Origin of the sequence: Paenibacillus sp. BSR1-1 (assembly GCF_030403775.1) — a bacterium.
Lineage (GTDB): Bacteria > Bacillota > Bacilli > Bacillales > Cytobacillaceae > Neobacillus.
In genome coordinates this window covers 98,491-120,486 of the sequence record NZ_JAQMWQ010000015.1, presented here as the reverse complement: position 1 = coordinate 120,486, position 21,996 = coordinate 98,491, and the positions used below count along the sequence as shown (strand labels likewise).

The window sequence follows — 21,996 nt, the reverse complement described above, 5'->3', positions numbered from 1 at the left end:
TGAAATCTAATAGACCCTATCACCGTTAAAGATGGAATTTTTAACGATGACATAATCTACAAGGCGGATAGCTTCTAACTTGTTGCCTCCTGCATAGGAAATAGAGGATTGAAGGTCTTGTTCCATTTCTTTCAGCGTATCAGCTAAGTAACCTTTGTGCTCTACTAAAATTCTCTTGCCTTCGACATTTTTTCGTTCCCCTTTTTGATATTCAGAGGCAGATCCAAAGTATTCTTTATAGAGCTTTCCGTCCTTTTCGTCCTCAATTGTTTCTCCGGGAGATTCTTCATGTCCGGCAAATAATGAACCAATCATCACCATAGCTGCGCCAAATCGAATAGATTTGGCGATATCACCATGGGTGCGGATCCCTCCATCTGCAATAATCGGTTTACTTGCAGCCTTAGCACACCAGCGAAGAGCAGCTAATTGCCAGCCTCCCGTTCCAAATCCAGTTTTAATTTTCGTAATACATACCTTTCCCGGGCCAATTCCTACCTTTGTCGCATCTGCCCCAGCATTCTCTAATTCTCTTACTGCTTCTGGAGTACCGACATTTCCTGCAATCACAAAACTAGAAGGCAGAAGGGATTTAATATGCTTAATCATCTTAATTACGGCATTGGAGTGACCGTGAGCAATATCAATGGTTATAAATTCTGGTGTGAGCTGTTCGTCAGCTAATTGCTGGATAAAAGGATACTCACCTTCCTTGACACCGACACTAATAGAGGAAAATAATCCGCGCGATTTCATCTCTTTAATAAAATCGATCCTCTTTTCTGGTTCAAAACGATGCATGATATAAAAATAACCATTTTCCGCTAAGTAAGTGGCTATTTTATCATCTATAATTGTCTGCATATTTGCTGGAACTACAGGTAACTTAAAGGTATGCCCGCCTAATGACACAGTCGTATCACACTCAGAACGACTATTCACCACACTTTTTGCTGGTATTAATTGAATATCCTCATAATCAAATACATTTTCCATAGCTGTCCTCCATCAAAACCAAATAGAAAATAAACCTTTGTCTCAAACAAAGATAGGTTTTTCGGTTTCAATGGGACTTATACATTGATCGGTTTAAAAGTATTACTGGTATCGGCTCCTCCTTCGCCAAAATACCGTGATAGCCACGCATGCTATCCCCGCTATATATACTATATCGCTAGATTGTTAATAAAATATGAAAGACCTGTTAAATAAAGATGAAAACAAATTTACAATTTAGTGCTTGATTATGATACATAAAGGTACCTTAAGATGGAAAACTATATAAAAATTGGAGGGGTCCTTATGAAGAAAAGGTTATTTAAGACATTTTTCAATGAGCTCAATAAAACCCCTCCATATAATGAAAAGTCAAACGAACTAGAAATTCAGTTAAAAGAACAAGATATTTCCACACACTATGAACAAAGTTTAACAACATTTAAATCTATTTTTAGCTATCCACAAAATACGGATATTAAGGTTCGAGAGTTTACCATTCGATCCCTAAATCGCCGTGCCTTTATCATTTTTATTAGTACGATGGTAGACCATAAAAGTATTCAGGATAGCATTGTAGAAAAACTTATTGAAAATCAGGTGCCTTCTGGAAATATTGCAGATATCATTTCCTACCCCATGGAAAGAACAGCTGCTAATATTGGGGAAATTACGGACTATATTTGCGGTGGAGTAACGGCCCTCTTTATAGATGGCGATTCTCAGTGTTATATATTTGAGACAACAAAAGTTCGAGGACGCGGAATTGAAAAGACTGATAATGAAATCATCGTAAAAGGAGCAAAAGAGTCCTTTAACGAAAGAGTGGCCGATAATATTGGCTTACTTCGGAAAAAGATAAAAAATGAAAATCTGATTGTTGAGTCTAAGGTTATTTCGAAACGTTCTAGAAACGATGTGTTTCTTGTTTATGAAAAAGATTTAGTGAATGATAAACTCCTTCAAAAGATAAAGGAACGGTTAGACTCCATCGATTCTGATAAGATTCTCGATTTGAGTATATTAGAACAACATCTAGAGGAACGGCCGAGATCTTTATTTCCAACCATATTATATACCGAGCGTCCAGACCGGGCAGCCTCATACATTGAAGAAGGTCACATCATTTTGTTAATGTCCAATTCACCCAGTTGCCTGATTATGCCAGCAACCTTTTGGTCGTTGATTCATTCACCGGAAGATCATTACCTTCGGACACCGTATGGGAATTTCATTCGGATTTTGCGGTTTGCTGCTTTATTTGTCGCCGTTTTTACCTCATCTCTTTATATTGCCATAACAAATTATCATGTAGGGATGATTCCTCCCGATTTATTAATGGCGATTGCAGGAACAAGGGAGCGGGTTCCTTTACCCTCTATTATTGAAATCTTAATGATGGAAATGGCATTTGAACTGATACGAGAAGCGGGATTACGAGTGCCATCCCCAATCGGCCCTACTATCGGGATTGTAGGTGCCTTAATTTTGGGACAAGCAGCAGTGCAGGCGAATATCATCAGTCCGATTGTAATCATCGTCATCGCTCTAAGCGGCTTAAGTTCATTTATTATTAGTGATATTAGCATGAATTTCGCGATACGATTAGCCCGCTTCTTGTTTATCTTTGCGGCAGGATTTTTGGGCATTTATGGAGCCACTGCTTTTTTTATGGCCTCCCTATTTTATTTAGTATCATTAAAGTCTTTTGGGATTCCTTACTTTGCTCCGATGACGCCGCATTCCATTTCTTCAAAGGACTTAATCGTCCGTCATGTTCCATTTAAAGAAAGGTTTCGTCCTGGATATTTAAAACCAAAGGATCTGGTAAGACAAAGAAAGGGATAAAAATAATATGAGTCAGCAGTCTGGAAAACTAGGTATTCGCGAATATGTGTCGATCGTTATTTTAATGGTTGGGACGAAACCCACCGGAGATTTACCAACTGCTCTGTATAGTATGGTCCAAAGTGCTGGATGGATGATTCCGTTGATATCGGCTGGAATCTTTTTTATTCCGCTGTTTTTATTAGTAAAAACCATGATGCTGTATCAAAATCAAAACCTATTTTCTATTATTCAAAAATTATTCGGTAAATATATAGGATCGATTGTCTGCTTTATTATCTTTATTATCAGCTCCTCAATCATTTCGATTGATACACGAACGTATACAAACATTATTAGGACGTTTTATTTCACGACAACTCCTAACCTAATCATCTATTCCATATTAATGCTAGTATGTGCATATGGGGCGAAAAAAGGAATTCAGCATATTGGTTCTGCCGCTTATCTGGTCGTTTACTATGCCGTATTGTCCTTGATTATTGCGTTAATATTAAGTTTTCAAGATAGTAATATTCAAGGAATATTTCCCTTTTGGGGTCCAGGAAAATTAGAGATATTAAAGGGCTCCTCAAAAAGTTTGTATATATTTCTTGATTTTTTTCTGTTTGCCATGTTAATTCCTAATTTTCAATCAACCAAAGATTTTCTTAAGGGCACTTGGGTTGCTTATATTTGCGTCTGTATACAAATATCTGCTGTTGTACTGGTTTTCATCAGCCTGTTTGATACATCCTTAGGCGGAATTGCCTATCCGTTCCACTCAGAAATCCGTTATATTTCTCTAGGGAGTTATCTCCCAAATGTTGAAATCTTCTTTTTCGTCATTTGGATTATGGGGGCATTTATTCGTTTCACAGCATTTTTGTACATTAATGTACAAATGTTTTGCCATATTTTTAAAATTAAAGACTATGAATACTTAATTCCCGCAATTGCAACGCTTTATTTATTGATAGGAAGCATTCCTGAAACCCCTTTTGATGTTGGTTTGGTAATTAAACCTATTATTACAAATGTAGTTGGACCATCCTTTGCGTTGATTTCTATTATTTTATGGCTGACCGCATGGTTAAAAGGAGAATTTAAACATGCCAACAACAAGGAAATGGTATAAGGCATTCTGGCTTTTAGCCATTGTTTGCTTATTAACAGGCTGCTGGGATCGAGAAGAATTAGAAGATAAAGCCTATGTAATTGGACTCGGTCTTGACCGTTCTCAACATGAAGGGAAAATCATTGTTACGATGCTGCTTGCCAATCCTGAAGTAGGCAGTATGCAGGGCGGCGGGGGGTCAACAGAAAAACCACGGGAAATTATCTCATTTAATGCCAATGATTTTATTGCAGCGAAAGGGACAGCTAATGCCATTATCTCTCGTAAAATAAGTTATGACCTATTAAAGATCATTGTTGTTTCAGAGGACTTTGCAAAAGAAAAAGACTTTATTGCGACGATTTCCGATGTATTAAAAGATAAGGAAATTCGCCTGAATAGTTACTTAGCCGTCTCTAAGGAAAAGGCAAAGGCCTATTTTAAAAAAAACCATCCAAAAATGGAAACAAGACCACATAAATATTTTCAATATATGGTCCAACATGGGGTTGATAATGGACTCATTCCAGATTCCACTCTCTTTCGATTTTTCACAGCTTATGAAAGAGGAACCGATCTCTTTTTGGCGATGAACACATCCGCTGAAGTGGGTAAGAATCCTAATGTGAAAGGAGAAGATGAGTACCTTGCAGGCCAGGTCGCTGCTACTGGCGAGCTTGATGATACACAATTTATAGGGGCTGCAGTCTTTAAGAAGGGTGTTATGATTGGCAAATTGACAGGACAAGAAACACGGACTGTCAATATTTTGGATGATACAACAAACATCAAAGATGTATTGATAGATATTCCTGACCCTTTTTCAGATGAAAAGAAACAATTTGCTGCCCGAATCATGAAAACAGAAGACAATAAAGTAAAAATGAATTTAAAGGGATTGAAGCCCAAAATTTTTATTACGGTACCGGTAAAAATTGAAATTATGTCCAATCCGTCAATGGTCGACTACACAAAGAAAAAAAACCAGCAAATTCTCAAAAAACACATTGCAAAACATATTAAAAAGGTAAATGATGACCTGTTTAAAAAATCTCAGACCCAACTAAAAGGAGTGCCATTTCCATTAGCTATATATGCCCGAAAATATTTTGGAACGATTCCAGAATATAAAAAGTTTGATTGGAATAAATCGTTTCTTAATGCTGACATAAAGGTGAATTCAGATATCGAAATTGTTGATTTCGGGAAAACCACAAAAAAACATTAAGGCGGGCGATTCGGTTGAATACAGCGATCATCATCGTTTTGTTGATTATTGCATTGTATACGTTTGGTTTTGGCATGACCTTATGGAAGGAAAAACAAAAAATGGGGGCCGTTGCTGTCTTTTTTCTTACGCTTTCCCTTATTGTCCTTCCATTTTTTTCGATATTTTAAAAGTGAAAGAAAAGCAGAATAACATGATGATTCTGTTTTTCTTTATAAGAAACTATTTTCCGTTGGTGCCACCGAAGGCTAAGCAATAGTTGTCTGGATCAACAAGAGCGAACTCCTTCCAAGGTCCTGATTCAGGGTCAATCCAAGGCTCGACAACCATCTTGGCTCCTTTTGCCTTAAATTCCTCATAAAGCTCATCAAGGGCTGTCCAATTTTCTACATAGCAGTAGATATCAGGAGCTGGCTTTCTGTTGGGATAAACGTCCTCAGGCGATATTGCTTGAAGCAGCTTCACCCCTAATCCAGTTAATCCATCCCGAATGGCCCACCAATCGGTAACCTCACACCCGAGAACATCCCTGTAAAAGGCCTTTGATTTTTCTAAATCTGAAACTAGCAATACTTTTAAGGAGCTGTGGATTTGATTATTCATTGGATTCCTTCCTTTTGCTGGGATTTTTGCAACTTGAAAAATAAGGTTAACGTCTAATAAGCAGGGGGGTGGGATGATGAAATATTTAATGTTTGTAAGCATTTTTTCTATGTTGATATTAGCTGGATGCGGTTTAGAAACAAAGACGTTACCACAATTTTACGAAAAAGATCTGGAAACTGTAAATAAGGTAGTAATAGTAGATGGAAGTAACGGGAATAAAAAAACGATCACAGATCCTCCTGTTATAGAGGAATTTTTAAATAGGATCAGCGACGTAAAATTCATTCCCGAAAAAAATCAGGATAAGAGAGTGGGGTGGCGCTATTCTATTACTCTTTTTCAAAAGGGTGAAGACCCCTTTCAATTCACGCTCACAGAAGTAAATGAGAATTACTACTATACAGAACCTGCTATTTACCCGATCGTTGATGAAATTTATAAAGACCTAAAAGTTAAAGTGGAGCCTCTTTAATTTTTATTACGATTTCTGGTTGCTAATCAACTTTATGAGGACAGATATTGCAATTTAAGTTTGATTGAAACGTCCGTTCATTGACCTCTTGTCCCCATGAAAACCCCATGAAAACAGTTTTCGCTTTTCCAATCTAAAAGTTGTCCTAATACATAATAAAACATAGATTAATAGAAAGTATGTTGCAAAGACAGGTAATCGCTTTAGCAAAATTGAATACATAATATGGCCCCGTGATAAGCTGAAGTAAATGCAAAAACAATTAAAAGTCAAAGCTAAAAAGAGGCGGGGAATATGTGGTTTGATCAATCTCCTTATGAATGTCGTGTTGAATGGGGAAGGAGGGGGGCACGAGAAGCTGCGGATAGAGGGGATATTGTCATCATCGTGGATGTTCTTAGCTTTTCATCAACGGTCATTTCCGCATTAACGAATGGTGCCATCATCTATCCATTTCCACCTAATTTAGATGGAAAAGAATATGCTGAAAAAATTGGTGCGAAATACTTGTTAGGAAGAGCTGAAGCCGCTAGGCTAAGTCAACCCTCTCTTTCACCTGTTTCTTTCAACGAGCACCATCATAAAAAGAAGTTTGTTTTATCTTCACTTAATGGAGCATTTTGTACCTGGGCTGCTTCTATGGTTCCTGCACTATTAATCGGTTCCATACTGAATGCAGAAGCAGTTGCCTCTGCAGCTAATCAATTAAGAAAACAAACAAGAGCAAGTATTACGGTTATCCCTTGCGGAGAACAATGGGGCGACGTACAAAATAATGAAGATACTCTTCGTCCAGCAATCGAAGATTATTTAGGCGCCGGTGCGATTCTTAATTATTTAGAAGGCAAAAAGTCACCGGAAGCAGAGGTTTGTATTTATGCGTTCCAACATGCTACGCCAAAATTAAAAGAGTTGATTTGGGAATGTGGAAGCGGCCGGGAATTGCGAGGCCGGGGCTTTGAAGCCGATGTCATCCATTGCAGCGGCCTCAATGCCTATCAAACGGTTCCAATCCTTAATATTGATCATTTTCTAGATTTCAAAGAATGGAGCGAAGTAAATGTATATACCTAAACACTTCAAAATCGAAGATGAAGAAACAATTTATGACTTTATTGAAAAAAACAGCTTTGCTACCCTGATCTCCCTGCATTATGGGGAGCCTTATGCCACGCACCAGCCGTTAATTTTAGACAAAGAAAAGAAGCACTTATACGGTCATTTTGCTCGTCCAAATGGTCAGTGGAAGGATATCGTAAATCAAAAGATTCTTGTTATCTTTCAAGGTCCGCACTGCTATATTTCTCCGTCCTGGTACGAATCTAATCAGGCTGTCCCGACTTGGAATTATGTTGCCGTTCATGTATATGGCGAAATGGAAATAGTAGAAGATAGCCAAGAACTTCTCGACTCGTTAGCAGATATGGTTACTAAATATGAAAAGCCAGATAGTTCCTATCAATTAAACGATGTAGATGCCAATTTTATCGAGGGGATGAGTAAGGGAATCGTAGGATTTAAAATTAAGATTGATAAAATAGAGGGCAAAGCGAAATTAAGTCAAAATCATTCTGTCGACCGCCAAGAATTAGTTATTCAGCAATTAGAAAAGACTTCAGATCCGCAAAATCAACAAATTGCAGACCTTATGAAGAATAATCTGGAAAAAAGGACCTTGCTATAGGTTTAGCAAGGTTCCCCTAATGACTCTTTTAAAAAAGTCGTCAAATAGTCCACGTTAGTTATTTTTCCGTTGCATTCAGAACTATCAAAGCAGATGTAGTTTCCAATAGCTTTATAGTAATCTGGATTTTTGGCCAGTTTGGCTTTTGTTACCGTTGATATAAAGGCGACCGGACCAAAACGATTACAGAAGGAACAAACATTTTCCTTGCTTAATAAGGTATATTTGCACTCAATTCCTATCATCTTCTCATTTAGCTCATAAATAATATACTTTTTGTTCGTACTGATATCCGTCCAGCTAAAATAGGTTATTTGTTCACGATTGAGTTTTGCTAACTCAGGTACTTTTAGTTTTTTGGCTTTTGGAAACATCTTTTTAATTTGCTGATCAGTCAGCTGAGGAAACGGAAGCAGATACGGAGATAACTCTTGAATGTATTGGTCAAACTCAAAATCCGTTTTCCTTTTTGATAGGTCCAGCATTTGTGTTTGTTCTTGTGTTATAAAAGGAAAAAGTTCCATGATCTTCGCGTTTGCCAGTTCCTTTACGGCAAGAATGACAGTAGGGTCGGAATTCTTTTTATAGCTGTCCTTGATTTCCGCCACTTGCTTTTTTATAAAATTAAATTGTTCGTTTTTAATAAATTTTTCCATCATACAGTCCACCTCACTACGGTTATTTTAAAAGAATGACACAATCATTAATAGGGAGAAGGCGATTAAGAAGCAAACAATACATAAGGCTCTTTTCGTAAACTTTGTTGCTTTTGGAACCTAATAAGGTTCATTTACTAAGTTTCACGGCAATTTTCGCAAAAGTGCTTACGAAAAGATGCCACGACGCTTCTAGTTATACGGGTTGATAAACTTATACGAAAAACAACAATTTATGCGAAAATAGCATACATAAAAAAAGCACCGAACCATCAGTGCTTTTTACGTGAGTAGACAATTTTCTTAATTGTTTCTATAGAAAGGAAATGCTCTTCAGCTAATTGATCAATACTGCGACCGCTTTTAAATGCTCGTTTAATCGAAGCGTTCCGCTCATCAATTAACTTTCTCCCTCCGGAACAGCTGCCCCATTTTTGGTAAGCTGTTTCTGGCTTAGGAATATAGAGGGTTTCCCCTTGTACATATTTTTGAATTTCTGCAATGAGATGTTCAGGTAAAATATTGCTTGCATTGACATATTTCATGGATAACCAGCCCCTTATTTTTAAAATCGAAAGAAAATAAGGTGCAAAGCCACATATTAGAAATATTACCTACCTGGGCGATTTTTTAGATTTATTTCCGCCCCATGCAAAGTATCGCCTTTCCAATACTAGGCTTTGCATGAGTCGCTGGAGTACCAGGCAATCGAGATTGATTCCCCATGAAAAGAACACCCCCACAATTCTAATTACTTTAATTATAATAATATTAATGCAGAAATCCTATAGTGTCTTTCTATTTTATCTGCCAAAGCCAAGCTATTACCGATGTTGGAGCAGTGTTTGAGGATTATAATAAATTTAAGTTGATAATGTTGGGGGAAGGTGAAACTAACGTAAAAATCGTCATTGCGCCTGATTCATTTAAAGGGTCATTAACCGCACCAGAGGCAGCACGGGCCATTGAAAAAGGCATAAAAAAGGCATTGCCGGAGGCAGACACCGTTTTAGTTCCAGTTGCAGATGGAGGAGAAGGCACAGCAGATAGTTTGGTGGCAGCGACCAATGGACGAATGGTTGAAGTTGTCGTGAAAGGGCCACTACAAGACCCGGTTCACGCAGCATATGGAATTCTTGGGGATAACAAAACATGTGTCATTGAGATGGCTGCCGCATCAGGATTAAATCTAATCTGTCCTGAAAGGCGAAATCCGATGCTGACGACCAATTTTGGGACAGGTGAATTAATCAAAAAAGCATTAGACGACGGCTGCAGTAATTTTATTTTAGCTATCGGAGGAAGTGCTACTAACGATGGCGGGATTGGCATGCTTCAGGCCTTGGGCATGAAGCTTTTGGATGCTGAGGGAAATCCGATTGGCTTTGGGGCTGTTGAACTTTCACGAATCTCCGTGATTGAGGATTGTGATTTTGATTCAAGAATTTCAGAAGCATCCTTTTTAATTGCGACAGATGTTCAAAATCCGTTAATCGGGCAGAATGGGGCCTCCCATGTGTTTGGTGAGCAGAAGGGAGCGACGCCTGAAATGGTTGAAATCCTTGACCGAAACTTAGCGCACTGGGCCGATTTGATTGAAGCCAAAACGGGTATACATTTGCATGACAGGCCAGGTGCCGGTGCGGCAGGCGGTATCGGTGGAGCTTTCCAAGCATTTTTTCCGGCTGCTACCAAAAGAGGAATCGACATCGTTATTGAATACACGAATCTGGCTGAAAAGCTAAATGGAGCTGCGTGTGTGTTTACGGGCGAAGGCCAAACCGATTTTCAAACGGCATCTGGAAAAACACCGATGGGAGTAGCAGAGGAAGCTAAGAAACGGGGGATTCCCGTCTTTGTTCTGGCGGGTTCTATTGGAAAAGGTATTGATAAGCTTTACCAGCATGGAATCCATAGTGTGCACAGCATCATTAACGCTCCGATGTCACTTGAAGATGCGATGAAACGCGGTGCTGAATTATTAGAGCAAGCGGCAGAGCAGGTAATGCTTACTGTTTTGGCTGGGCGAGCTAAATAATTCTTTTTTCAAGACAGAGAGATCAAAAATGGTTCTCTGTCTTTTTTTGCTAGTTTAGAATACTATTAATAATTCATTATATATATGATAACATTTTAATAGATAACGCTTTTCATAATACAATAAAATGATTACGCTTCCACTTTGATGATAAACGGGGGTGTCAGTATGAGAATTCAGCTTTCTGAAGAGGATCATAGTCATGAATTGGCTGTTGAGGACAGAAAAATTATCACATCCTCATCCGCATTAGGAATCCTTAAGCAGCAGTTAGTTAAGAACATTGGGAATGAAAGAATCAAAGGTTTCCTGTTTCATTTTGGCTGGGAGATGGGTGAGAACGATGCCAAAGAAGCTATGCAAACCGAAACATCGTTGAAAGCCTTAATTAAATATGGCCCCATCCTGCATATCGAGAATGGCCATATTAGGGGCAGCCAGCATGATTGCACCTTTGAACTGGATGATCAGGGGAAAATAAAATCATTCTTTTCAACCGGTACGTGGGTTGATTCTTATGAGGCAGAAGAGCATATTAAACAATTAGGAATCTCAAAGACCCAGGTATGTCATACACTTGTTGGTTATGCCAGCGGCTTTATGTCAACCGTATTTGGGGAAAGACTGCTGGCGAAAGAAGTAACCTGTGTGGGAAAAGGGGATGCTGAGTGCCGCTGGATCATAAAGCGACAAATAGAATGGGAAGCGGATAATGAAGAGGACCTTCATTATTACAATGAAACTCCGATTGTGAAAGAACTGGAGTATACCTATGACCAGCTGTTGGAGCAGAAAACAGTTGTTACAAGACTGGCTAATTTTCAGCATAAATTAACGGAAGCCATTATCAACGGCAGCAATTTGCAAACCATTGTAGATAAGGTTTTCGGCATGGTTCAAATTCCAATTATTATTGAAGGAACCGACCTTCAAACCATTGCCTGCTCGGGGGTATCTCAAGAAAGATATCTTGAACTAAAAGCAGATTTGGAGCAATATTTAGAAGAACATGCCCCAATGGAAAAGGCGTCTAGGTTTCGTAAAAAAACAATTAAAACCGATGCCCAAGAACGGCTTATTACTCCTATTCTTGTCCAAAAGGAAGTATTAGGTCATTGTTCGTTTATTTTTGAAAACACACAAAGAGAGCAGCATGAGGAAGATTACCTGCTGCTCGACCGTTTGGCCAATGCTGCTTCCCTGGTTCTCTTAAATGAAAAGACAAAATTTGAGTCTTTTGAAAGAATGAAAGGGAACTTCTTAGAACAAATCATAGATGGCAAGCTGTCGGAAAGTGAAATCATCAAAAGAGGAAAATACACGGGGCTTGACCTGGGACAGCCTTTTTATCTAGCAGTGATGGAATATAAGAAAAGTCAAAGTTCAATAGAGGAAGAATTCCTTTTCCAAGAACAAATATTCGAAACGACGTTTCGCTATTTTAATAATAAAAAACATAATTTATTAATTGGGCAGCGGGAAGGAAATATTCTATTTTTTATCACGAAAGAAACCGTGAAAAATAGCACGATTGAAAAGGTAATGAAAGAATTTCATGGCCATTTGATGAAAAAATACCCCAAAGGTGATTTCAAATTTGGAATTAGCAATGTTGGTGATGATATTAAAAAGGTTTCAAAACATTATGAAGAAGCAACCATGGCTTTGAGGCTTGTTAATAGAAAAAAAGTGGTGCCATTCCGTTCGTTAGGAATTGTGGGCGTACTGCTTAACTCCCAAAATATCAGCGGCATAAGAATGCTGGCAGAACAAGAGCTTGGACCTTTATATAATACAAAGGATTCAAAAACAATTGAACTCCTTAAAACATTATACAATTTCTTGTTAAATGGCGGGAAGCTGGAGCAAACGATGAATGATCTCGCCTTGTCTATGAGCGGTTTACGGCACCGGATTAATAAGATAGAAAGTATGCTCGAGAAAGATCTGCGCGACCCGGATGCAGCTCACCAGCTATTACTGATACTAAAATCGTTAATCGCTTTAGGGGAATTTGATATTGAATAGACTCCTATTTATAGACCAACCGGTTATCAACTGGCAGGTCTTTTTTTTATCCAATTGAACAAAAAGTGTCTATTAATAGAAAAATCATGAACAGTTTTTGTTCTAGTCTGAAAATTATAAATTTACTACACTACTGATATAGGAATTAAACAACATAAACATGTGGGAAATGTAGTTAATGTAAGCGTTGCCAGGATAATTTGATTCCCAACAAAAATGAACAGCAATCGAAAGAGGTGTAATTATGGGAAACTATGCAGTACAAGACAAAGATGTAACCGTTGAAGAGTTAATGGCAGGTGCTGAAAAAGTTGGAATATTGGCTGAACAAGAAGCACAAGAAGCGGAAAAAAATGCGACCATTTCTGAAAATGTCGTAAACCTTTTCAAGGAAACACAAATTTCGAGGATCATGCTTCCAAAAAAATATGGCGGACCACAGGTCGATTTAAAAACGTTTGCGAAGATTGTCCGAAAGGTTGCGAATTATAATATTTCAGCTGCCTGGCTGACATACCTTTATCCACTGCACAATATGCTGCCATCTTTTCTTCCGGAAAAAGGGGCAGATGAAATTATTAATCAGGGCGGCTTAATCTGCGATATCTTTGCAGCCCTAGGAAAAGCAGAAAAAGATGGGGACGGTTACCGGATCAGCGGCAAGTGGAGTTTTGTAAGCGGCGTCAATTTCAGTGACTGGGTTGGCGTTGGCGTCATGATCCAATTCCCAGATAATCCAAAACCTGTTTACTGTTTGCCGATGCTGAAGGTTTCAGAGGTTGAAGTCGTGAACAATTGGGATACATTTGGACTCAGAGGTTCAGGAAGTAATCAAATAATTGCTGATAATGTTTATGTTCCAATGGAGCGTATTTTGCGTTTGGATGAAGCGGAACTGACAAGAAGACCTCCTGTAGAAGATTATGACAAGGATTACCCATTTTATCATGTACCATTCTTCCCGTCTTTTTATTTTGGCTTTGCTGCCATGGCACTTGGCGGTGCTGAGCGAATTCTTAAGGAATTTAAAGTACTTACCGAAAAGCGTGTCCGTTTAATGGATGGTGTAAAAGAAAGCGAATCTCCGCGCAGCCAGCGGGTTTTAGCAGAAATGACAACAGAATTTCATGCAGCGGAAGCGTTAATTGATAAATATATCAATCTGCTAGAAAACTATGAAAATGATGGCTGTGTGACGCAGCCGGCTGAATTCTTTGCCATTCGGACAAAAACCATCAAGATTTGTGTGGATATCGCTGTCAGAGCTCTATTAACACTTGGCGGCGGCGCTCTTTATAAAGGCGGGCCAATGGAATTGTTCTTACGAGATATTATGGCAGTTGCTACGCATAAGACTTCATTGTACGAAGATTCTGTTGCTGCATACGGAAAAGAATTATTTGGATTCGATTCAGGAGTAAGAGGATAATTTGATAATTTAGGAGGTAAATAGAATGGATGATCGTCAATTTCGTCAAGCAATGGGGAAATTTGCAACAGGAGTAACTGTTATTACTACAGAGTTGGAGGGTGATATCCACGGGATGACAGCGAATGCTTTCATGTCTGTGTCGCTTGAACCAAAACTAGTCGTTATTTCAATCGGTGAAAAAGCAAAGATCCTGAACAAGATTAAAGAAAGCAAGATTTTCACCATCAATATCTTAGCAGCCGACCAACAGGAACTTTCTATGATTTTTGCCGGACAATTGAAGGAACATCGTGAAGTAGTATTTGAACGGCTGGATGGCAAGCCGGTTTTACCTGGATCTGTTGTTCAAGTGGCTTGTGAAGTCTCAGCTGAACATGTCGAAGGAGATCATATCTTATTCATTGGCAAAGTAACCGACATTCATCTTTCAGATGCAGAACCGCTAATTTTTTACAGCGGAAAGTACCGGTCATTAGAAAAACTAGAAACAGTCACAATCTAAGGACCTGAAAGGAGACAGTAATGAAAACCATTTACTTGAACCGGGAAAATTTGGCTGACTGGCAGAAAAAAGCGACGCCAAATGTCATGGCGCTTGGGTGTTTTGACGGTCTCCATCATGGCCATTGTACTGTCATCAAAACAGCGTTGCACAAAGCGAGAGAAAAACAGGTTCCATTAACTGTTATGAGTTTCTTTCCACATCCGAAAACGGTGATATCGAACGGTAAAAAACAAATTCAATACTTAATGCCGCTTGCGGAAAAAGAGGAGCGGCTTCGGGAACTGGGCGTCGATACTTTTTATATTGTGGAATTTGATAAACCGTTTGCTGCTCTATCGCCGGAGCAGTTTGCTGCCCAATATTTGGTTGATTTCGGTGTAGTCCATGCGGTTGCGGGTTTTGATTTTTCCTATGGCTGCCGTGGAGCCGGACATATGGACCGGCTCCAGGAGGATTCCGGCGGACGCATTGAAGTTACAAAAGTAGCAAAGGTAGAGTGCCGTGGAGAGAAAATCAGTTCCACCTGCATTCGGGAACGGCTCTTAACGGGGAATGTAGAGGAGCTGCCTGATTTTCTTGGCCAGCCTTATGAAGTGAAATGTGATTGGGACGGGATATTATTAAGGCTCCAAACCTACTATACTCTTCCTGCACAAGGCCGCTATTTTGTAACACTGAAAAATGAGCAAAGCTCTATCACAACCGAAATAATCGTCACGGATGGGCCTTCCCTACATTGTGAAAAAGAGATTCCCTTATTTTTGAAGGGCCGCCTTTCCATTGTGTGGCACCGCCCTATTCGGGAAGAGGAAAAACGATTAATTTCGTAAATATATGAAAGGAAGTGGAAAAAATGGCTGAAATTATTGCAGGTGTAGCCATGTCGCACAGCCCCATGATCATGACCAATGAAGCGGGCGCCGGTGAAAAAGGTCAGCGTTTCATTCAAACTGCAGCAGAAATGAAGAAGTGGCTGGAAAACGTTGGAGCTGATGTGATTGTATTGGTTTCCGATGACCATTTTAATAGTTATTTCTACGACCATATGCCGTCCTTTACAATTGGCATTGGCGAATGCGAAGGCTGGGGCGACTGGCAGCTGCCGAAATACAAAATTCCTGTACAGCAAGAACTAGCCAAACATATTCTCCATACGAGTTTAGAGAAAAATGTCGATTTTGCCTTTACATTAAAAATGAAGGTGGACCATGGTCATACACAAGGAGTCTATTTTTTAAATCCTGATCTTGAAATCCCTGTTGTACCTATTGCCGTGAATACCTCTGCACCGCCGCTCCCGACTATGGACCGCTGTTTCCAGGTGGGAGAAGTTATCCGCGGTGCAATCGAATCATGGGATTCCGATAAAAAGGTTGCGATTGTTGCTTCAGGCGGATTATCTCATTGGGTGCCGATTCCAAAGATTGAGAGTGAAAAACCAGAAGATCAATTTTTGATTAATGTTTTAAAGAATGGCCGCCAGGAAATTGACCAGCTGGATGAATATTTAAAATTACGGGAAACCAATGTAACCCGAATTAAATCAGGTCCAGTTAATGAGCAGATTGACCGAGAATTTTTACGCTTAGTAACAGAAAAAGATTATTCCGCATTACGAAGCTGGAGTGCTGAATTTATTGAAGAGCATCTAGGAAATGGCGGGCAGGAAATCCGCAATTGGCTTGTCCTGCTTGGGGTGCTGCAAGGGTTTGAAACGGACGTGGCCTGCTATGAGCCAATTCCGGAATGGGTGACAGGCATGGCGATTGTTCAGTTCACACAGCCAGTAAATCAAAAGTCTAGTAAATCATCAGAATATGAAGTGAGTATTTAATAAGGAGCGATTTGAAAATGACAATTTGGACGGATTTAGCGGATGTTGAATATAAACTCTATTATTTAAATGCGAATGGAATTAAAACAAGAGTAATGGAAGCAGGCACTGGTGAGCCTCTGATTCTACTTCATGGCACGGGGGGACATATCGAGGCTTATGCAAGAAATATAAAGGGTCTTAGTGAACATTTCCGCGTTATCAACATTGATATGGTTGGACATGGCTTCACCGACAAACCAGATCGTCAGTATGGAATTGACTATTATAGTGATCATTTATTATCGGTGATTCAGGCCCTGAATTTAAAGCAAGTCTATCTTTCTGGTGAATCATTAGGAGGCTGGGTTGCCGCTTGGTTTGCGGCTGAGCATCCGGAATATGTGAAAGCGATGGTCCTGAATACCCCTGGAAATGTGAACAACAAGCCTGAAGTAATGCAAAGATTAAAAGATTCGACATTGAAAGCCGTTCTTGAAGCAAACTATGAAAATGTAAAAACGCGGCTTGAGTGGTTAATGTATGACAAGAGCCAAGTTACTGAAGAATTGATCGAAACCCGCTATAAAATATACACCCAGCCGTCTTACCAAGAAGCGGTACACCATATCGTCTGCTTGCAGGATATCGAAGTACGAAAGCAATACAGCTGGGACCCATCATGGTGCGGCAAAATCAATGTACCTACGTTATTGGCATGGACAGACCATGATCCGACGTCAACCGTTGAGGAAGCTAAACCAATTCAAGACATGATTCCAAATAGCGAATTAGTTGTCATCAAAGATGCCGGGCATTGGCCTCAATGGGAAAAGCCAGAAGAATTTAACCGCACTTTAATAGACTTCCTTTTAAAAAATCAGGCGAACAATAAGGAAGAAGCAAATCTTGTAACGAATAAATAAGGCTGACCAACTTTGTTCTGACAACCAAACTGCAAATCTCGCCGTTCATGAAAAAGCACTATTTAATTGATTCAATTGGCTTGTATAATCACTGAATCTTTGAATAGTGCTCTTTTTGTACATTTTTATAGAGAGAGGTTTTTTCAATGACTAACCATGTAGCATCTCGAGTAGACCAGGCATTTAAGCATTTGCTTGAGGCAGAAGCGGAAAAGAAAATGGTCACGCCGCTTACGGATTTGGTTCCGGATATGACTGTTGAGGAGGCATATCATGTCCAAATCAAATCAATAGATCAGAAAGTCCAGGCTGGACAGCAGATCGTCGGCAAAAAAATTGGCCTAACTTCATTTGCGATGCAGAAGCTTTTAGGCGTAGATCAGCCGGATTATGGACATTTATTGGACCGGATGGAAGTGGCGAATAATGGCATTATTGCACTGGATCAGCTCTTTCAGCCAAAGGTGGAAGCGGAAATTGCTTTCGTCCTTCGGAAAGATTTGCAAGGTCCATCCGTCACGCTGGAGGATGTGTTAGAAGCAACAGACTATATTGTACCTGCCTTAGAAATAGTCGACAGCCGCATTATAGACTGGAGAATTAAATTGCAGGATACGATTGCGGACAATGCTTCCTGCGGTCTCTACGTTTTAGGGGATGAAAAGTTTTCGGTGGCAGATTTGGATTTAACCCAAATCGAAATGAAACTTTTTCGAAATGGAGAGTTGATGAATACAGGCTATGGCTCTGACGTTTTAGGGCACCCGGCCGCTTGCGTCGTCTGGCTGGCAAATAAATTGTCGGAATATAATGTCACTTTAAAGGCTGGCGAAGTTATTTTATCCGGAGCATTATCAGCAGCTATTGAGGCTGAAAATGGAGATCGGTTCACGGCCAATTTTACCGGTTTAGGAAAAGTGGAAGTTACATTTAAATAAAGGGGGTCCTTATATGGATCAAAAGAAAACCATTAGTTCGAAAATCACCAAAAAAGCGTGGGTCATTATTTTACTTTTATTCTTATTAACAGTCATCAGTAATGCCGACAAGGCAATTATCGGCTTTGCCTCTGTTCCAATTATGAAGGAATTAGGACTGAATCCCGAGCAATGGGGGGTTGTCGGCAGTGTATTCTTTTTACTTTATTCTCTTTCCGCTGTTCTCGTTGGAGCACTTGCCGATAAGATTGGAACCCGGAAAGTAATCGCCGGGATGGCAGCTATTTGGGCCGTTGTTCAGTTTTCCACTGTATTTGTTTCAAGCTTTACTTATTTATTGATTACGAGAATCATTTTAGGGGCAGGGGAAGGACCTTCCTATTCATTAGCGATGACGGCTGCATCTAAGTGGCTGCCAAAGGAAAAATTGGGAATTGGTTTAACATTGGTATCTATCGGAGGTCCTCTTGGCGTAGCGATATCGGCTCCGATCTTAATGCACTTAATCTTAAACTATGGATGGCGCTCTGCCTTTGTTGCAACAGGAATTGTCGGTGCAATCTGGATTGTTATGTGGTTATGGCTGGCAAAAGAGAAAGCGGTTTCAACTGTGGGACAATCTGACTCTAAAGGTGATGCTGTAGTGACAGAAGCTGTTCTTGAGTCAAAATTTACTTCCGTGTTGTTCTCGAAAAATTTCATTCTAATTGCTTTATGTGGATTTGCTACTTATTGGTCGTTTACGATTGGACTTAACTGGCTGCCGAATTACCTTCAGAATGTTCGAAAATTAAGTCCGGAAACATTAAAGATTGTTGTTTCTTTACCGTGGATCATGATTACCATTTCGCAGATTGCATTTTCTACACTTTCTGATCGTCTTTTTCATAAAACGAAAAGTGTTGTCAAAGGAAGGATTTTTGTTTTAGGGCCTGTCTTGTTGGCAGGAGCAGCCTGCTACACACTAGGAACCTTGGTCAGCTCCAACATCATGGCGATTGCGTTATTATCTTTGGGATTAACCTTTGGATGTATAACCTTAGTGCTTGGACCAGCCATTTTGGTGGAGTTAGTTTCCAAAAAGCATCAAGGTAAAATTCAAGGTTGGTTTATGGCATTGACTTCCTTAGGCGGGATTGTTGGACCATATGTAACAGGTCATCTTGTTCAACATTCATCCAATCCAGCGGCAGGATTCCACCATTCCTTCCAGGTTTGTGGTTTGATTCTTCTTGTGTTCGGCGGGCTGGTTTGGCTTGCGGTAAGGCCAAAGAAATCCGAAAGTGGGTCACAAGGATTGATGACAGAAAAATTATCAAGTTAAGCATTTCCTTTTGAGAACCTTGATGAAAAATCAGGGTTCTTTTTGTTTGGCTGTGTTAAAAGCCAATGTTGATTTTTAACACTGTTGATTGGAGCGGAAAGCGAAGCGCCTGGAGCGCAAATCAACAATCAAGTTTAACAAAGCCATTCGTTTATTTGAAATCGTATAGGGGTAATATAATTGAGTGCTAGAGATTCTATCTTTTGAGGCAGGGAGAAAATATGTTTTCATTACGAGGGGATGCGCATAAAGTTTTTCTTCGCTTGAAAAAAGCAATGGATCATGGGCATTCTGTCAAAGACATGAAGGAACTTATTGAAATAGAAGAAATTCAAAGGCAATACAGGGCGCTTGATAGCAGTGTATTAAAACTAATTTTTTACCGCATGACAAAAGAAAAGAACGGTTCCGGTTTTATTCCTATCCTTGTTTCCTCGGTTCCATGGTTAATGCTATTATTTTCAAAGCAATTATCGGAATATCTTTTTCATGATGGCAGTTTGCTATGGCTTGTCTTCAGTTTCCTTTATATTTTTGCTGTGGCTGCCAGCGTCATTCTTCATTTTCGTGAAAAAGCATGGGCCGCCTTTCATATGGAAATCATTAAGGATATATTAAATGAAAGAAAAGATAATGAGAGTTTGGGACATTCATCAGTGTAATGTCTCTTTTTGTTGTTTTTGATTTTCGATTCCTATCCCGAATACTGCTATAATTAAGGGATGAAAACGCTTTAAAGGGGCTATCGCTGAAAAAAAGAATCAGGGGGAGATTTTTTGTGAAATCTGCGTTAATTCTTGGGGGAACACAGTTTGTAGGGAAAAGATTAGTCCAATTATTATTAGAGGAAGGAATTGAGGTGACCATTGCGACAAGGGGAAAGACACCCGATTCCTTTGGTGATCAAGTATCGAGGTTGAAAATTAGCCGCGAGGATGCCGGTTCTTTACATAAAGCTTTTCACGGCAAAAAATGGGATGTTGTCTTTGATCAAACATGTTATTCTTCTCAAGAGGCTTCCGATACGCTGCAAGCATTATCTGGCAAAATTCGAAAATACATATTTACATCCAGCCAGGCAGTCTATGATTTTGGGACCAAGCATAAGGAAGAAAACTTTAATCCTCTAGTGTTTAATCCGTTGTTAAAAACTAGAGGCGAGTATATCGGTTATGTAGGTTACCAGGAAGCAAAACGGGCAGCCGAAGCCGTACTTTTTCAAAATGCAGAAGTTCCCATCGCAGCCGTCCGCTTTCCGATTATTATCGGAAAAGATGATTATACCAATCGTTTAAAATTCCATGTGGACCATGTTAAAGACGGGAAAGCGATCTTCATCCAGAATCCAGATTTGCGCTATAGTTTTATAGAATCAAAAGAAGCGGCAACGTTTTTATTCAATATGGCAAGGTCTGATTTTCATGGAGGCATAAACCCTGGGTCCAGTGAGGATATAAGTTTAAGAGAATTGGTGACGTTAATTGAAGACCTGACTTCAACAAAGGCAATTTTACAAAAGGATGGAGATCCATCACCATACAATTTGCCTGGTTCATGGTCTGTCGATACTAGTTTTGCCCGTTCACTAGGGTATAACTTTATATCATTAAATCAATTATTAAACCGATTAATCCAATACTATGAATAGGGTTATCCAAAAATGAAAAACAGGTTGCTATGGTTATCGCTAGGAATATCTCAGATTCTCTTTTTGGTTTTATTGCCGGTTTGGTTAAAACTCTTGGCCTATCTTCACCCTGTTGTTTTAGTGGTTGTATGGGCCTGCCTGACATTGGTTGTATTTTTCTTAGTTTATTTAATAGGGAAAGGGACAATAGCCGTTCCCAGTCTACTTACCAAGTCTTTAATGTTTTTGTATAGCTTGGGCTTATTCATATTGTTATTTTTCCGGCCCTCGAATCAGGCATATAACCAAATTAACTTGATGCCTTTTAAAACAATCCTAGGATTTTTTTCAGGAGATGCAAATTTCCTAGTTGCCTTCTACAATATTACCGCGAATATTTTGTTATTCGTTCCATATGGTGTTGTAGCGTACTTACTAAACAAACGTCCTTCGAAGGTGAAATTAATTTTCTTTCCTATTCTTTCTATTTTGCTGATTGAAGCGGCGCAGTACTTTACAAAACGCGGAAGTATGGATATTGACGATTTTATTTTAAATGTGCTCGGGGTGGGGATTGGCTATCTGCTGCATCCAAATATTCAAAAAGTTGTGGTTGTTAAATAAAAGAAGCGTGGTGGTATTCACGCTTCCTGTTGCTGTTGTGTACGAATCCTTTTTTTAGATTAGTACACGAATGATGCACCGACAATAATTAAGAGGATGAAAAGCACAACGATTAAAGCAAAACTTGAGTGATGTCCAGACATATGGTTTCCACC

At 39.4% G+C, this 21,996-nt stretch carries 24 protein-coding genes; 19 read left to right on the top strand and 5 right to left on the bottom strand.

Annotation, left to right across the window (positions count from 1 at the left end; translation table 11 throughout):
• Positions 1-6: 6 nt before the first annotated feature.
• The gene (guaC, locus tag PH210_RS19650; RefSeq protein WP_289987881.1) at positions 7-996 is read right to left on the bottom strand and encodes a GMP reductase; all 990 of its coding nucleotides are present in this window, start codon (positions 994-996) and stop codon (positions 7-9) included.
• A gap of 306 nt (positions 997-1,302) precedes the next feature.
• Here guaC and PH210_RS19645 point away from each other — a divergent pair, with 306 nt between their 5' ends.
• Genes PH210_RS19645 through PH210_RS19630 form a run of 4 tightly spaced genes read left to right on the top strand, consistent with a single transcriptional unit; the run spans position 1,303 to position 5,338 of the window.
• Complete coding sequence (locus PH210_RS19645) at positions 1,303-2,844, top strand: spore germination protein (RefSeq protein ID WP_289987880.1); 1,542 nt, start codon at positions 1,303-1,305, stop codon at positions 2,842-2,844.
• Between the two features lie 7 nt (positions 2,845-2,851).
• Complete coding sequence (locus PH210_RS19640; RefSeq protein ID WP_289987879.1) at positions 2,852-3,961, top strand: GerAB/ArcD/ProY family transporter; 1,110 nt, start codon at positions 2,852-2,854, stop codon at positions 3,959-3,961.
• Complete coding sequence (locus PH210_RS19635) at positions 3,936-5,168, top strand: Ger(x)C family spore germination protein (protein ID WP_289987878.1); 1,233 nt, start codon at positions 3,936-3,938, stop codon at positions 5,166-5,168. The genes PH210_RS19640 and PH210_RS19635 overlap by 26 nt, the downstream gene beginning before the upstream one ends.
• A gap of 14 nt (positions 5,169-5,182) precedes the next feature.
• Positions 5,183-5,338: a hypothetical protein gene (locus PH210_RS19630; RefSeq protein ID WP_289987877.1), complete on the top strand. Its 156-nt coding sequence runs from the start codon at positions 5,183-5,185 to the stop codon at positions 5,336-5,338.
• A 52-nt stretch (positions 5,339-5,390) separates the two neighbouring features.
• On the opposite strand, the gene PH210_RS19625 is transcribed toward PH210_RS19630, so the two are convergent.
• Positions 5,391-5,771 carry a VOC family protein gene (locus PH210_RS19625; RefSeq protein ID WP_289987876.1) on the bottom strand — a complete coding sequence of 127 codons (381 nt, stop codon included), beginning with the start codon at positions 5,769-5,771 and terminating at the stop codon, positions 5,391-5,393.
• 76 nt (positions 5,772-5,847) lie between these two features.
• On the opposite strand from PH210_RS19625, the gene PH210_RS19620 reads away from it, so the two are divergent.
• From PH210_RS19620 to PH210_RS19610, 3 genes are all read left to right on the top strand, one after another.
• Entirely contained in the window at positions 5,848-6,246 is a 399-nt protein-coding gene (locus tag PH210_RS19620; protein ID WP_289987875.1) for a hypothetical protein, read from the top strand.
• Between the two features lie 294 nt (positions 6,247-6,540).
• Positions 6,541-7,320, top strand: coding sequence for a 2-phosphosulfolactate phosphatase (locus tag PH210_RS19615; protein WP_289987874.1), 780 nt, complete (start codon positions 6,541-6,543; stop codon positions 7,318-7,320).
• Positions 7,307-7,930 carry an FMN-binding negative transcriptional regulator gene (locus tag PH210_RS19610; protein WP_289987873.1) on the top strand — a complete coding sequence of 208 codons (624 nt, stop codon included), beginning with the start codon at positions 7,307-7,309 and terminating at the stop codon, positions 7,928-7,930. The genes PH210_RS19615 and PH210_RS19610 overlap by 14 nt, the downstream gene beginning before the upstream one ends.
• Before the next feature lie 2 nt (positions 7,931-7,932).
• Here the strand turns inward: PH210_RS19610 and PH210_RS19605 are convergent, their stop codons facing one another.
• Together PH210_RS19605 and PH210_RS19600 are read right to left on the bottom strand one after the other, a co-directional pair.
• The gene (locus PH210_RS19605; RefSeq protein ID WP_289987872.1) at positions 7,933-8,586 is read right to left on the bottom strand and encodes a FusB/FusC family EF-G-binding protein; all 654 of its coding nucleotides are present in this window, start codon (positions 8,584-8,586) and stop codon (positions 7,933-7,935) included.
• Positions 8,587-8,858: 272 nt separating this feature from the next.
• Positions 8,859-9,131 (bottom strand): CD3324 family protein, encoded by a 273-nt coding sequence (locus PH210_RS19600; RefSeq protein WP_289987871.1) that lies wholly within the window; start codon positions 9,129-9,131, stop codon positions 8,859-8,861.
• Positions 9,132-9,460: 329 nt separating this feature from the next.
• On the opposite strand from PH210_RS19600, the gene PH210_RS19595 reads away from it, so the two are divergent.
• From PH210_RS19595 to PH210_RS19540, 12 genes are all read left to right on the top strand, one after another.
• Positions 9,461-10,624 carry a glycerate kinase gene (locus tag PH210_RS19595; protein ID WP_289987895.1) on the top strand — a complete coding sequence of 388 codons (1,164 nt, stop codon included), beginning with the start codon at positions 9,461-9,463 and terminating at the stop codon, positions 10,622-10,624.
• A 168-nt stretch (positions 10,625-10,792) separates the two neighbouring features.
• A complete protein-coding gene (locus tag PH210_RS19590; RefSeq protein WP_289987870.1) occupies positions 10,793-12,652 on the top strand; it encodes a XylR N-terminal domain-containing protein in 1,860 nt (619 codons plus the stop codon).
• A gap of 244 nt (positions 12,653-12,896) precedes the next feature.
• Positions 12,897-14,081 (top strand): acyl-CoA dehydrogenase family protein, encoded by a 1,185-nt coding sequence (locus PH210_RS19585; protein WP_289987869.1) that lies wholly within the window; start codon positions 12,897-12,899, stop codon positions 14,079-14,081.
• A 25-nt stretch (positions 14,082-14,106) separates the two neighbouring features.
• Positions 14,107-14,586 (top strand): flavin reductase family protein, encoded by a 480-nt coding sequence (locus PH210_RS19580; RefSeq protein WP_289987868.1) that lies wholly within the window; start codon positions 14,107-14,109, stop codon positions 14,584-14,586.
• 20 nt (positions 14,587-14,606) lie between these two features.
• On the top strand, positions 14,607-15,419 hold the full coding sequence (locus tag PH210_RS19575) for an FAD synthetase family protein (RefSeq protein ID WP_289987867.1): 813 nt from the start codon (positions 14,607-14,609) through the stop codon (positions 15,417-15,419).
• A 23-nt stretch (positions 15,420-15,442) separates the two neighbouring features.
• Positions 15,443-16,423 (top strand): DODA-type extradiol aromatic ring-opening family dioxygenase, encoded by a 981-nt coding sequence (locus tag PH210_RS19570; RefSeq protein WP_289987866.1) that lies wholly within the window; start codon positions 15,443-15,445, stop codon positions 16,421-16,423.
• A 17-nt stretch (positions 16,424-16,440) separates the two neighbouring features.
• Entirely contained in the window at positions 16,441-17,328 is an 888-nt protein-coding gene (locus PH210_RS19565; RefSeq protein ID WP_289987865.1) for an alpha/beta fold hydrolase, read from the top strand.
• Between the two features lie 146 nt (positions 17,329-17,474).
• The gene (locus PH210_RS19560) at positions 17,475-18,266 is read left to right on the top strand and encodes a 2-keto-4-pentenoate hydratase (protein WP_289987864.1); all 792 of its coding nucleotides are present in this window, start codon (positions 17,475-17,477) and stop codon (positions 18,264-18,266) included.
• A gap of 13 nt (positions 18,267-18,279) precedes the next feature.
• Entirely contained in the window at positions 18,280-19,590 is a 1,311-nt protein-coding gene (locus tag PH210_RS19555) for an MFS transporter (protein ID WP_289987863.1), read from the top strand.
• Between the two features lie 221 nt (positions 19,591-19,811).
• Positions 19,812-20,252: a hypothetical protein gene (locus tag PH210_RS19550; protein ID WP_289987862.1), complete on the top strand. Its 441-nt coding sequence runs from the start codon at positions 19,812-19,814 to the stop codon at positions 20,250-20,252.
• Positions 20,253-20,368: 116 nt separating this feature from the next.
• Positions 20,369-21,238, top strand: coding sequence for an NAD-dependent epimerase/dehydratase family protein (locus tag PH210_RS19545; protein ID WP_289987861.1), 870 nt, complete (start codon positions 20,369-20,371; stop codon positions 21,236-21,238).
• A gap of 12 nt (positions 21,239-21,250) precedes the next feature.
• Positions 21,251-21,841: a VanZ family protein gene (locus PH210_RS19540; protein WP_289987860.1), complete on the top strand. Its 591-nt coding sequence runs from the start codon at positions 21,251-21,253 to the stop codon at positions 21,839-21,841.
• A gap of 59 nt (positions 21,842-21,900) precedes the next feature.
• On the opposite strand, the gene PH210_RS19535 is transcribed toward PH210_RS19540, so the two are convergent.
• Positions 21,901-21,984, bottom strand: coding sequence for a YjcZ family sporulation protein (locus PH210_RS19535; protein WP_289987894.1), 84 nt, complete (start codon positions 21,982-21,984; stop codon positions 21,901-21,903).
• Positions 21,985-21,996 lie beyond the last annotated feature (12 nt).